Below are 11,501 nucleotides of genomic sequence, written 5' to 3'. Positions count from 1 at the left end.
CCTTCCGCGCATGGGTGCGCGGTCCTGTCTTGCGCTGATCGGCTGGAGCTAAACTCCTATAACGGGAACACCGATCACGACGGGATGGAACGCAAAAGCCAGCGCCAGATAGGCCACGACGCCGACTGCAATCGCGATCAAATCATTGGTGACACCGCCCACCGGAATCGGCGGGGCGCCGGCGTCGGTGCGATATTTCAGCGAGATGCGGTCATACACCGCCCAACCCAGGAACGAGCCGAACAGGACGATGGAGCCGAGATCGCCGTTGGCCAGGAGATGCGCCACCGCCCACAGCTTGATACCGGCGAGCATTGGATGCTTCAACGTCGCATAGATGCGGCCGCGCAGATATGAGGCGACCACCAGGATGACGGCGGGCAGCATCAGCGCGATCGTGACGTGCTTCATTGCCTTCGGCGGGTACCAGACGTCGATCCAGCCGGTCGCCCGATAATGCGCAAAGCCCCAGATGATGAGCGCGAGACCCGCGAGCGATACCAGCGCATAGAGGATCTTGTAGGTCCCCTCGCCCAGTCTCGCGATTGCCTGCGCGCGCGCCTCGCGCTTGGTGGTGAACACATGCGCCGCAAAAAACAGCGCAAGCCCCAGGATCATAACCAGCAGACCCACGACATCCTCCCCTTAACCAGCCCACACATGGCCTATCATCGATTGGCAGCTTGTCGCAACCGATGCTGGATTTTAGCTCCTCATGGTGAGGAGGCGCGTCAGCGCCGTCTCGAACCATAGACATCGACGCCGCGCTGCAGCAGCGGGGGCCTGCATCCTTCGAGACGCGCGCGAAAGAGCGCGCTCCTCAGGATGAGGGGGTACTTCCACTTGTGGGAGACTACTTGTTGAGCTCCCTATTATCGACATAGCGGATCGCGATCGGCCGACCGGCCAGTGCGCTGCCAAGACCGGTGGTGAATTTCAGTGGCAGGCAGGCTTTCAGCGATGTGTTGATGGCGTCGAGATAGGTCGTTCGGGTCGCGGCCGGAACGCCGGCGGTTGCAAAGGTCAGGCGCGGCGGACCGATCAGGCCGCCCGCCTTGTTGAAACTGAAGCGCACCGACATCTGCATGCCCGCCCGCGCATTGTCTGATGGCGGCGACCAGCAGGTGCGCAACTCGGCGAAGAGATCGCCGATCGTGTCGAGGTCGTGATCCGGCTTTTCATACTTGGCGCGATCCGCCTCGGACGGCACGCTCTCGATGGTGAGCTGGAGATTCTGGCCATAGGGATAGTCGATCTCGGGAATACAGGGGCCGTCCTCGAGCACGCTGCAATAGGACGGCGTGCAGGGGCGGTTGTCGAGAACACTACACGGCTCATGTGAGAATGGAATCGGATTGATCTGACGGGGCCGCGCGTCGGCGGCGGCCGTCGATATCCCTAACAGGACAAGAACAAGGATGCCGCGCCACATGATGCTGAGACCGTATTGCATTTGCACAACAGGTGGCGACGGTTGTGAAGGGGTCAAGGCTCGCCGCGATGCGACGACGGGCTTGCCGCCAGAATTTGGAAAACAATCCCATGCAAAGTTGCCGCTCCGAGGCGGAGCAGGCTCAGTCGGAACAGCAAACCTGCTTCACTCAACGACTTGATCCGCTTGTGCAACCAGCGTGGGCGGTACACTCAGTCCCAACGCGTTGGCTGTCTTGAGATTGAGCAGGAATTGGAATTCATTCGGCTGCTGGACTGGTAAATCTGCCGGACGCGCTCCTCTCAAGACGCGGTCAACATAGTCCGCCGAGCGACCGACAAGATGCGAAATCGAGATTCCGTACGACATCAGCCCGCCTTCCGTGACGAAGAAAGGGAACGGATACATCGCCGGCAGACGGTGGGTGGCCGCCAAGTTTAGAATCAATTGCCGGTGAACGAGTGGAAACGCGTCGGGAAAGATCAGCAAGCCGCCGTGTGGCTGCTCTGCAAAGCGGGAAATCGTCTGTTCGAGCTCGGTGGCGTTGTCCGCCGGTGCCGGAACCAGCTGGAGCTGGACTGCCGGAATGGCAGCTTCCACGGACGGCATCAAGATCATGGGAGCTGTTCGCGGATTGAAGACTGCGGCGACCCTTCGTATCTCTGGTGCCGCCTGCTTGAGCAGTTGCAGCCACTTGCCAGCCATTTCAGGTTCGAAAGTTGTGAAGCCCGTAATGTTTCCACCCGGCTTGCCCAGGCTTTGAACGAAACCGGCACCCACGGGATCGGCAACTACCGTGAAGACAATCGGCAACGTCGGCGCGTGTCGCTTCAAGGCTTCCACGGACGGAGTACTGATTGCCAGGAGCACGTCCGGACGCAATCCGGCCAGCTCAGCCGCCTGAGCATCCGCAAGAGCCGGATCGCCGGCCCACCAACGATATTCGATCTGGATGTTGCGTCCCTGTTCCCAACCAAGTTCACCTAGACGCTGTCTCAGTTTCTGGTAGCTGGCCTGGCTTTCCGGGTCACTGGGCTTGCCTCCCGCCATCACACCGATTCGCCGCATATTGCCTTGCGCGGACGTGCCAAGCGGGTAGGCCGCCGCGCCTGCAACGAGCATGATGAAATCGCGCCGCCTCATGACCGCCGACCTCGCTATACGTTGCCATCGTGCTTCACGGGCAACATCTGGGAAACACTAGCTCTTCTTCTTGACGTCCTTGACATTGGTGAACGCGATGCCTTCGGCGCGCTCCCGCGTATAGCCGAGATAAAATTCGTTCCTGGCCAGATAGACGGGGTCGCCGTCGACGTCGTCGGCTATGCTCGATGTGTTGGCGGCGATGAAGGTGTCGAGCTTCTTGCGGTCGTCCGAGGAGACCCAGCGCGCAAGCTGGAACTCGCTCACCTCGAATTCGACCGGGAGCGCGTATTCCGCATCCAGCCGCGCCTTCAGCACGTCGAGCTGCAGCGCGCCGACCACGCCGACCAGCGCCGGTGCGCCGTCGCGCGGGCGGAACACCTGCACCACGCCCTCTTCCGACATCTGCTGAAGCGCTTCCTTCAGCTTCTTCGCCTTCATCGCATCGGTGAGACGCACGCGGCGGACGATTTCCGGCGCGAAGCTCGGTACGCCGACGAAGTTGAAATCCTCGCCCTCGGTCAGGGTATCGCCGATGCGCAGCGTGCCGTGATTGGGAATGCCGACGACGTCTCCGGCAAAGGCTTCGTCCGCCACCGAGCGGTCCTGAGCGAAGAAGAATTGCGGGCTCGACAGCGGCATGCTCTTGCCGGTGCGCACCAGCTTGGCCTTCATGCCGCGGCTCAGCTTGCCCGAGCACAACCGGGCAAAGGCGATGCGGTCGCGGTGGTTCGGGTCCATGTTGGCCTGGATCTTGAACACGAAGGCGCTCATGCGCGGATCGGTTGCTTCGACCCTGCGCTGGTCGCTCTCCTGCGCGCGCGGCTCCGGTGCGAACTTGCCGAGTCCTTCCAGGAGGTCGCCGACCCCGAAATTGCGCAGTGCACTGCCGAAATAGACCGGCGTCAGATGGCCCTCGCGAAACGCGGCGAGCTCGAACGGTTTGGAGGCCTCGGTGACGAGCTCGAGCTCGTCCTTCACCGCGGAGACGTCGAGGTTTGCGTTGAGCTTGCCGAGTTCGGCAATCTCGATCTGCTGTGCCGCGCCGGTCTTGGCGCCGCCGCCTTCGAGCAGACGCACGCCGCCACTGACCACGTCGTAGGTGCCGAGGAAGTCGCGGCCGCGGCCGACCGGCCACGTCATCGGCGTGGTGTCGAGCGCCAGCGTCTTCTCGATCTCGTCGAGCAGTTCGAAGACGTCGCGGCTGTCACGGTCCATCTTGTTGATGAACGTGATGATCGGGATGTCGCGCAGGCGGCAGACCTCGAACAGCTTTCGCGTGCGCGCCTCGATGCCCTTGGCGGCGTCGATCACCATCACGGCGGAGTCGACCGCGGTGAGCGTGCGGTAGGTATCTTCCGAAAAGTCCTCGTGGCCCGGCGTGTCCAGCAGGTTGAATACCAGCCCCTCGAACTCGAAGGTCATCACGGAGGTCACGACCGAAATGCCGCGTTCGCGCTCGATCTTCATCCAGTCCGAGCGCGTGTTGCGCCGCTCGCCCTTGGCCTTGACCTGGCCGGCGAGATTGATGGCGCCGCCGAACAGCAGGAGCTTTTCGGTCAGGGTGGTCTTGCCGGCGTCGGGGTGCGAGATGATCGCAAAGGTTCGCCGCCGCGACACTTCAGCGGCAAGCGGGGAACGGGCCGGCGATTCGGCTGATATGGCGATGTCGGACATGGCGGCAGCGTTTGGCAGGGAAAAGGGGCCCGGGCAAGCCTCATTTGGTGATTGCGGAGGCTTCCAGCCAGCCCCATATCGCCCGCGGGAAGGACGCCCTTCCCGCCCATCAGTGCATCACACGCGGGGACGACCCTGCCTGAGCGGAGGGTCGTCATGGCCTGGAGCATTCTGTTCGTCGCCGGCCTGCTGGACTGGGCCATCGGCCTCAAATACACCGAGGGTTTTACCAGGCTTGTTCCGTCCGTCCTCACGCTTGCGGCGATGGCCGGCTGCATCATCCTGCTTGGGCTCGCGCTGAAGACGCTTCCGATTGGAACCGCCTATGCGATCTGGACCGGGATCGGTGCAGTCGGCACCGCGACGCTCGGCATCATCCTGTTCGGCGAGCCAGCGACCGCATTTCGCCTCGCCAGCATCGGACTGATCGTCGCCGGCATTGTTCGGCTGAAGCTGGTTACTTGACGAAAATCCTGACCGCCCACCAGGTCAACGCCGCGACGATGGCGGAGGCCGGGATCGTGATGACCCAGGCATAGACGATCGAGCTTGCGACGTTCCAGCGCACCGCCGAGACGCGGCGGGCAGCGCCGACGCCGACGATGGCGCCGGTGATGGTATGGGTGGTCGAGACGGGCACCCCGAGATAGGTCGCCATGAACAGGGTCGCCGCGCCGCCGGTCTCGGCGCAAAACCCCTGCATCGGCGTCAGTTTCGTGATGCGCAACCCCATGGTGCGGACGATGCGCCAGCCCCCCATCAGCGTGCCCATCGCCATCGCCGCCTGGCAGGACAGCACCACCCAGAACGGTACGAAGAACTCGCTGCCGAGATGGCCCTGCGAATAAAGCAGCACCGCGATGATGCCCATGGTCTTTTGCGCGTCGTTACCGCCGTGGCCGAGCGAATAAAGCGAGGCGGAGGCGAATTGCAGGATGCGGAAGGCGCGGTCGACCGCAAACGGCGTCGATCGCACCGAGGCCCAGGACACGATCGCAACCAGGATCATCGCAAGCAGGAAGCCGACCAGCGGCGACAGCACGATGGCCAGCACGGTCTTGCTTAATCCACTCCACACCGCCGCCGAAATCCCGGCCTTGGCCATGCCGCCGCCGACGAGCCCGCCGATCAGGGCATGGGACGACGATGACGGGATGCCGAGGGCCCAGGTGACCACATTCCAGACGATGGCGCCGACGAGAGCTGCGAAGATCACCTGCGCATCGACGATCGCGGGATCGATAATGCCGGTGCCGATGGTCTGGGCGACATGCAGCCCGAACACCATGAAGGCGACGAAATTGAAGAACGCGGCCCAGAACACCGCAAATTGCGGCCGCAGCACGCGGGTCGAGACGATGGTCGCGATCGAGTTGGCGGCATCATGCAGGCCGTTCAGGAAGTCGAACAGCAGCGCGACGGCGATCAGTCCGACCAGGACGGGTAGACCCAACGCAGCATCCACGGCGCGCCCCTGCCTTAAAGTTTGAGCATGATCTCCGCGCAAGCGCCTGCTGCGTTTGACGCGAAGGAAAACCGCTGCACACTTTTCCGGATCATGCTCTAGACTTGCTCGATGACGATGCTGTTGATCTCGTTCGCGACGTCGTCGAAGCGATCGGCCACCTTTTCGAGGTGGTCGTAGATCTCGGCACCGACGATGAAATTCATTGCACTGCCGTCGCGGTGCTTCAGGAACAACTCCTTCAGACCGATGTCGTGGAGATCGTCGACGCGGCCTTCGAGCTTGCCCAGTTCTTCCGTGATCGCCGTCAGCATGGCGACGTTCTGACCGATCGCCTGCATCAGCGGCAGCGCGCGTCCGACCAGGTTGGCACATTCGATCAAGAGGCCTCCGATCTCCCGCATCGGCGGCTCGAAGGTGCGGACCTCGAACAGCATCACGGCTTTCGCCGTCTGTTGCATCTGGTCGATGGCGTCATCCATCGAGGTGATCAGGTTCTTGATGTCGCCGCGGTCGAACGGCGTGATGAAGGTGCGGCGCACCGCCGTCAGCACCTCGCGGGTGATGTTGTCGGCATCGTTCTCGAACTGGTTGACGCGCTGGCAATAGACCGGCGTCTCCTCGCCCCCATTCAGCATCCCCTGGAGCGCGATGGAGCCCTGGATCACGGTCTTGGCATGGCGGTCGAAGAGGTCGAAGAACCGTTCTTCCTTGGGCAGGAAAGCGCGAAACCAACGCATCATGGGGAGAGGCTACCGGTTGGAAATGGCCCGGCCCGACCGGGCCGTCACGAAACTGTCATAAACCATTTTCGTTCCGCGCGCGTGCCATCTCACGCCCGCAGCGCCGGATCATCCACCGCTTTCACACGCCGACAAAACCAGCACCATATCAGTGACTTAGAGCGAACGCCGGAAGTAATGCGCGATCTCACCGACCACGCCGCGGCGGAAGGTGAGCACGCAGATCACGAAGATCGAGCCCTGGATCACCGTCACCCACTGGCCGAAGCCCGCCAGATATTGCTGCATGGCGATGATGGCGAAGGCGCCGACCACGGGTCCGAAGATGGTGCCGAGACCGCCGACCAGCGTCATCAGCACCACTTCGCCCGACATTGACCAGTGCACGTCGGTGAGCGAGGCGTTCTGCGCCACGAAGACTTTCAGCGCACCGGCAAAGCCGGCCAGCGTGCCCGACAGGACGAAGGCCAGGAACTTGTACTGGTCGGTCCGGTAACCCAGCGAGATCGCACGCGGCTCGTTCTCGCGGATCGACTTCAGAACCTCACCGAACGGCGAGTTGATGATGCGGTAGATCAGCAGGAAGCCGGCGAGGAAACCGACCAGCACGACATAATAGAGGACGGTCGGCTTCGTGAGATCGAAGACGCCGAACATGCGTCCCTGGGGAATGCCCTGGATGCCGTCTTCACCATGGGTGAACGGCGCCTGGAGGTAGATGAAGTACAGCAACTGCGACAGCGCCAGGGTGATCATCGAGAAATAGATGCCCTGGCGACGGATCGAGATGTAGCCGGTCACGATGGAGAGGACGAAGGCGCCGGCGATGCCGACGAGGATGCCGAGCTCCGGCGGCAGCGCCCACACCTTCAGCGCATGCGCGCTACAATAGCCGGCCGTGCCTAAGAACATCGCGTGACCGAACGACAGAAGGCCACCATAGCCGATCAGAAGATTGAAGGCACAGGCGAGCAGCGCGAAGCATAGCGCCTGCATCACGAAGAACGGATAGAGGCCGCTGAATGGCACCGCGGCCAGCAGCAGCGCCATCACCACGAACACGATCATCTCGTCGCGCATCGCGCGCGGGGTCACCGGCAGCGTATCGTCCGTCAAGACTGTCATGTCAGGCCGCCCTTCCCGTCAATCCCGTTGGCTTCACCAGCAGCACCAGCACCATCAGCACGAACACGACCGTGTTGGAGGCCTCGGGGTAAAAATACTTGGTCAGGCCCTCGATCACGCCGAGCGCAAATCCGGTGATGATCGACCCCATGATCGAGCCCATGCCGCCGATCACGACCACCGCGAACACGACGATGATGAGATCGGCGCCCATCAGCGGCCGCACCTGATTGATCGGCGCCGAGAGCACGCCGGCCAGCGCGGCAAGGCCGACGCCGAGACCGTAGGTCAGCGTGATCATGCGCGGCACGTTGATGCCGAAGGCGCGCACCAGCGTCGGGTTCTCGGTCGCGGCGCGCAGATAAGCGCCGAGCCGCGTCTTCTCGATCAGGAACCACGTCGCGATGCACACAATCAGCGAGAAGACCACGACCCAGCCACGATAGACCGGCAGGAACATGAAGCCGAGATTCATGCCGCCCTTGAGCTGATCCGGAATGGCGTAAGGCAGGCCCGACGATCCGAAGTAGTTCTGGAACACGCCCTGCACGATCAGCGCAATGCCGAAGGTGAGCAGCAGGCCGTAGAGATGATCGAGCCCGGTCAACCATTGCAGCATGGTCCGCTCCAGGATCATGCCGAAAATGCCGACGACAATCGGCGCGACGATCAACGCCGGCCAATAGCCAATGCTGAGATAATCATTGTTGAGCAGGAAATAGGCGACGAACGCGCCCATCATGTAGAGCGCGCCATGGGCGAAATTGATGATGTTGAGCATGCCGAAGATCACGGCAAGCCCGAGACTGAGCAGCGCGTAGAACGAGCCGTTGATCAATCCCACCAGTAGCTGAGCGTAAAGAGCCTGCATCGATCCCGCACCCGGTCCCATTTTGTTGTTGACAGCGCCCGCCAGCGGGCGCTGTCGGCATTACTTCTTCACCAGCGGACAGGCGCTCTCCGAGAGCGGCCTGAAAGCCTGGTCGGCCGCCGTCGTGCCGATCAGCTTGTAGTAGTCCCACGGTCCCTTGGATTCCTCGGGCTTCTTGACCTCGAACAGATAGGCGGGATGGAGCTTGCGACCGTCCGCGCGGATCGTGCCTTGGCCGAACAGTGGATCGTCCGTCGGCATTTCCTTCATCTTGGCGACCACCTTGGCACCATCGTGCGGATTGCCACCCAACGCTTCCAGCGTCTTGAAATAATGGATCAGGCCCGAATAGACGCCGGCCTGCACCATCGATGGCATCGCCTTGTTCTTCATGCGCTCGGAGAAACGCTTGGAGAAGGCCCGGGTGCCGTCGTTCAAATTCCAATAGAAGGTTTCGGTGAAGTTCAGCCCCTGCGCCACTTTCAATCCGAGCGCATGGACGTCGGTGATGAACAGCAGAAGCCCCGCGAGCTTCTGGCCGCCTGCGACGATGCCAAATTCCGCCGCTTGCTTGATCGTGTTGGTGGTGTCGCCACCGGCGTTCGCCATACCGATGATCTTGGCTTTCGACGCCTGCGCCTGCAGGAGGAACGAGGAGAAGTCCGCGGTATTGAGCGGATGCTTGACGCTCCCGATCACCTTGCCGCCTGATTTGACCACCACCGCAGCGGTGTCGCGCTCGAGCGCATGACCAAAGGCGTAGTCGGCGGTCAGAAAGTACCAGGTGTCGCCGCCGGCCTTCACCAGCGCCTGTCCTGTGCTGTTGGCCAGCATGTAGGTGTCGTAGACCCAGTGGATCGTGTTCGGCGAACATTGCGCGTTGGTCAGATCGGACGTCGCCGCGCCCGTGTCGATCAGAATCGCATTCTTTTCCCTGACGACATTGTTCACCGCCAGCGCGACGCCGGAGTTCAGCACGTCCATGAAGACGTCGATCTTCTCGACATCGATCCACTGCCGCGCAATCGCGGTGCCGATGTCGGGCTTGTTCTGATGGTCGGCGGAGATGAGGTCGACCTTCCATCCCTTGGCTGCAAGCCCCGAATCCTCGATCGCCATCTGCGCGGCCAGCGTCGAGCCGGGACCTCCAAGGTCGGCGTAGAGCCCGGAGTTGTCGGTGAGCACGCCGACCTTGATGGTCTTGTCCTGCGCCATCGCGCCGCTTGTCGCGGCAAGCGCCAGCGCGGTGCCGAGCAGAAATGAAGCGATTGGCCGGGTGTTCATGCAGCTTCCCTCTCTAAATATTCTCGATGGTTCTAACTTCTTTTGGCGGTTCTAGACGCCGAGATAGGTGTGGAGTTTGTCCATGTTGGCGGCGAGATCAGCGTTGGCAAACCCATCGATGATCTTGCCGTGCTCGACCACGTAGTAGCGGTCGGCAACGGTGGACGCGAACCGGAAATTCTGCTCGACCAGAAGGATCGTGAAGCCTTCCTTCTTGAGCCGCGCAATGGTGTGGCCGATCTGCTGGATGATGACGGGCGCGAGGCCCTCGGTCGGCTCGTCCAGCATCAGGAAGCTCGCCCCCGTGCGCAGGATACGCGCGATCGCGAGCATCTGCTGCTCACCGCCCGACAGCTTGGTCCCCTGGCTGTTGAGCCGTTCCTTCAGATTCGGAAACAGATCGAATATCTGTTCGAGCGGCAGTCCGCCTGCACGCACCACCGGCGGGAGCAACAGGTTCTCCCGCACGTCGAGACTGGAGAAAATTCCACGCTCTTCCGGGCAGAACGCGATACCCATTCGCGCGATCTTGTCCGAGGTGGTGCGGATGATGTCCTCGTTGTTGAACTTCACAGAGCCCGTGCGCTTGCCGATGATGCCCATGATCGACTTCAGCGTGGTCGTCTTGCCCGCGCCGTTGCGCCCGAGCAGGGTGACGACCTCGCCCGCGTTCACGTCGAAATCGATCCCGTGCAGGATGTGGGACTCGCCATACCAGGCTTCCAGGTTGCGAACCTGAAGGATGTTGCCGCCGGTGGCAGCCAGTGCCGGAGCTTCCGCAATCGCAGTCTCAGCCATGACCGGCTCCCAGATAGGCTTCCTTGACGCGCTCGTCCTTGGTGAGCTCGGAGTAATGTCCCTGTGCGAGCACCTGCCCGCGCGTCAGCACGGTGATGATGTCGGAGAGATTGGCCACGACGCTTAAGTTGTGCTCGACCATCAGAATGGTGTACTTCGCCGAGATGCGCTTGATCAGCGCCGCGATCTTGTCGATATCCTCGTGGCCCATGCCCGCCATCGGCTCGTCCAGCAGCATCATCTCGGGGTCGAGCGCGAGCGTGGTTGCGATCTCAAGTGCGCGCTTGCGTCCATAGGGCATCTCGACCGCCGGCGTATTGGCAAACTCGCTGAGGCCGACATCGTTCAACAAGTCACGCGCGCGCTCGTTGAAGCGGTTGAGCACGGACTTGGAGCGCCAGAAATCAAAGGAGCTGCCCTGCTGGCGCTGCAGCGCGACGCGGACGTTTTCCAGCGCGGTCATATGCGGAAACACCGCCGAGATTTGGAACGAGCGCACAAGTCCCATGCGGGCCACGTCGGCCGGCGCCATCGCCGTGATGTCTTGTCCCTTGTACAGGATTTTCCCGGCGGACGGTTTCAAGAACTTGGTCAAAAGATTGAAGCACGTCGTCTTGCCGGCCCCGTTCGGGCCGATCAGCGCGTGAATACTTCCACGGCGAACCTTGAGCGCGACGTCGCGGACGGCGAAGAAGCCCGCGAACTCCTTGGTCAAACCTTCCGTTTCGAGAATGAACTCATCGGCCAAACAGATTTCCCCCTGCCCGCACGACGCGCTGGCCGCGCGTGGCTGTCCTTGTTGCTTCGACGTTCCGGGGGCCTTGGAGCCATCCCGGAACGCCGCCTCCGGGCGCGGAATATGCCGGAGGTGACGGGGGTTAGGCAAGGCGGAAAGCTGAGCAGATCTGGCCTCCGGTCGGGATCCAAATGCTCCCTTAGTCGGAGGTGTTTCGACGTCGCGCC

Annotated in this window: 12 protein-coding genes; 1 reads left to right on the top strand and 11 read right to left on the bottom strand. The window is 62.1% G+C overall.

Annotated elements, in window-relative coordinates; genetic code table 11:
* Positions 1 to 48: 48 nt before the first annotated feature.
* The 4 genes from GWG65_RS10085 to GWG65_RS10070 all read right to left on the bottom strand — a co-directional run bounded on the left by GWG65_RS10085 (position 49) and on the right by GWG65_RS10070 (position 4,252).
* Complete coding sequence (locus GWG65_RS10085) at positions 49 to 633, bottom strand: NnrU family protein (RefSeq protein ID WP_275195368.1); 585 nt, start codon at positions 631 to 633, stop codon at positions 49 to 51.
* A 220-nt stretch (positions 634 to 853) separates the two neighbouring features.
* Positions 854 to 1,432 (bottom strand): hypothetical protein, encoded by a 579-nt coding sequence (locus GWG65_RS10080; RefSeq protein WP_275195529.1) that lies wholly within the window; start codon positions 1,430 to 1,432, stop codon positions 854 to 856.
* Positions 1,433 to 1,597: 165 nt separating this feature from the next.
* Entirely contained in the window at positions 1,598 to 2,575 is a 978-nt protein-coding gene (locus GWG65_RS10075) for an ABC transporter substrate-binding protein (protein WP_275195367.1), read from the bottom strand.
* A 57-nt stretch (positions 2,576 to 2,632) separates the two neighbouring features.
* Positions 2,633 to 4,252: a peptide chain release factor 3 gene (locus GWG65_RS10070; protein WP_275195365.1), complete on the bottom strand. Its 1,620-nt coding sequence runs from the start codon at positions 4,250 to 4,252 to the stop codon at positions 2,633 to 2,635.
* Positions 4,253 to 4,408: 156 nt separating this feature from the next.
* Between GWG65_RS10070 and sugE the strand changes: the two genes are divergently transcribed.
* Complete coding sequence (sugE, locus tag GWG65_RS10065) at positions 4,409 to 4,717, top strand: quaternary ammonium compound efflux SMR transporter SugE (RefSeq protein ID WP_275195364.1); 309 nt, start codon at positions 4,409 to 4,411, stop codon at positions 4,715 to 4,717.
* Here sugE and GWG65_RS10060 read toward each other — a convergent pair.
* The 7 genes from GWG65_RS10060 to GWG65_RS10030 form a co-directional block, all read right to left on the bottom strand.
* Positions 4,710 to 5,717 (bottom strand): inorganic phosphate transporter, encoded by a 1,008-nt coding sequence (locus tag GWG65_RS10060; protein WP_275195362.1) that lies wholly within the window; start codon positions 5,715 to 5,717, stop codon positions 4,710 to 4,712. The genes sugE and GWG65_RS10060 overlap by 8 nt on opposite strands.
* Positions 5,718 to 5,815: 98 nt before the next feature.
* The gene (locus GWG65_RS10055) at positions 5,816 to 6,460 is read right to left on the bottom strand and encodes a DUF47 domain-containing protein (protein WP_148745066.1); all 645 of its coding nucleotides are present in this window, start codon (positions 6,458 to 6,460) and stop codon (positions 5,816 to 5,818) included.
* A 156-nt stretch (positions 6,461 to 6,616) separates the two neighbouring features.
* Positions 6,617 to 7,585, bottom strand: coding sequence for a branched-chain amino acid ABC transporter permease (locus tag GWG65_RS10050; protein ID WP_275195361.1), 969 nt, complete (start codon positions 7,583 to 7,585; stop codon positions 6,617 to 6,619).
* Between the two features lies 1 nt (position 7,586).
* Positions 7,587 to 8,456 carry a branched-chain amino acid ABC transporter permease gene (locus tag GWG65_RS10045; RefSeq protein WP_148745061.1) on the bottom strand — a complete coding sequence of 290 codons (870 nt, stop codon included), beginning with the start codon at positions 8,454 to 8,456 and terminating at the stop codon, positions 7,587 to 7,589.
* A gap of 60 nt (positions 8,457 to 8,516) precedes the next feature.
* Complete coding sequence (locus GWG65_RS10040) at positions 8,517 to 9,740, bottom strand: ABC transporter substrate-binding protein (protein ID WP_275195359.1); 1,224 nt, start codon at positions 9,738 to 9,740, stop codon at positions 8,517 to 8,519.
* Between the two features lie 51 nt (positions 9,741 to 9,791).
* A complete protein-coding gene (locus tag GWG65_RS10035) occupies positions 9,792 to 10,538 on the bottom strand; it encodes an ABC transporter ATP-binding protein (protein ID WP_275195357.1) in 747 nt (248 codons plus the stop codon).
* On the bottom strand, positions 10,531 to 11,286 hold the full coding sequence (locus tag GWG65_RS10030; protein WP_275195528.1) for an ABC transporter ATP-binding protein: 756 nt from the start codon (positions 11,284 to 11,286) through the stop codon (positions 10,531 to 10,533). Before GWG65_RS10030 ends, GWG65_RS10035 begins: the two co-directional genes overlap by 8 nt.
* Between the last annotated feature and the right edge of the window lie 215 nt (positions 11,287 to 11,501).

This window comes from Bradyrhizobium sp. CSA207 (assembly GCF_029051685.1).
In the GTDB taxonomy this organism is placed as follows: Bacteria; Pseudomonadota; Alphaproteobacteria; order Rhizobiales; family Xanthobacteraceae; genus Bradyrhizobium.
Note: the sequence above shows the minus strand (reverse complement) of the source record. Positions and strands in the feature narration are given on the sequence as shown.

What these genes read in the sequence shown, in the direction of transcription:
- GWG65_RS10080 (WP_275195529.1), bottom strand. Translation starts at nt 1,432, where the DNA reads ATGTGGCGCGGCATCCTTGTTCTTGTCCTGTTAGGGATATCGACGGCC.
- GWG65_RS10075 (WP_275195367.1), bottom strand. Translation starts at nt 2,575, where the DNA reads ATGAGGCGGCGCGATTTCATCATGCTCGTTGCAGGCGCGGCGGCCTAC.
- GWG65_RS10070 (WP_275195365.1), bottom strand. Translation starts at nt 4,252, where the DNA reads ATGTCCGACATCGCCATATCAGCCGAATCGCCGGCCCGTTCCCCGCTT.
- sugE (WP_275195364.1), top strand. Translation starts at nt 4,409, where the DNA reads ATGGCCTGGAGCATTCTGTTCGTCGCCGGCCTGCTGGACTGGGCCATC.
- GWG65_RS10055 (WP_148745066.1), bottom strand. Translation starts at nt 6,460, where the DNA reads ATGATGCGTTGGTTTCGCGCTTTCCTGCCCAAGGAAGAACGGTTCTTC.
- GWG65_RS10050 (WP_275195361.1), bottom strand. Translation starts at nt 7,585, where the DNA reads ATGACAGTCTTGACGGACGATACGCTGCCGGTGACCCCGCGCGCGATG.
- GWG65_RS10045 (WP_148745061.1), bottom strand. Translation starts at nt 8,456, where the DNA reads ATGCAGGCTCTTTACGCTCAGCTACTGGTGGGATTGATCAACGGCTCG.
- GWG65_RS10040 (WP_275195359.1), bottom strand. Translation starts at nt 9,740, where the DNA reads ATGAACACCCGGCCAATCGCTTCATTTCTGCTCGGCACCGCGCTGGCG.
- GWG65_RS10035 (WP_275195357.1), bottom strand. Translation starts at nt 10,538, where the DNA reads ATGGCTGAGACTGCGATTGCGGAAGCTCCGGCACTGGCTGCCACCGGC.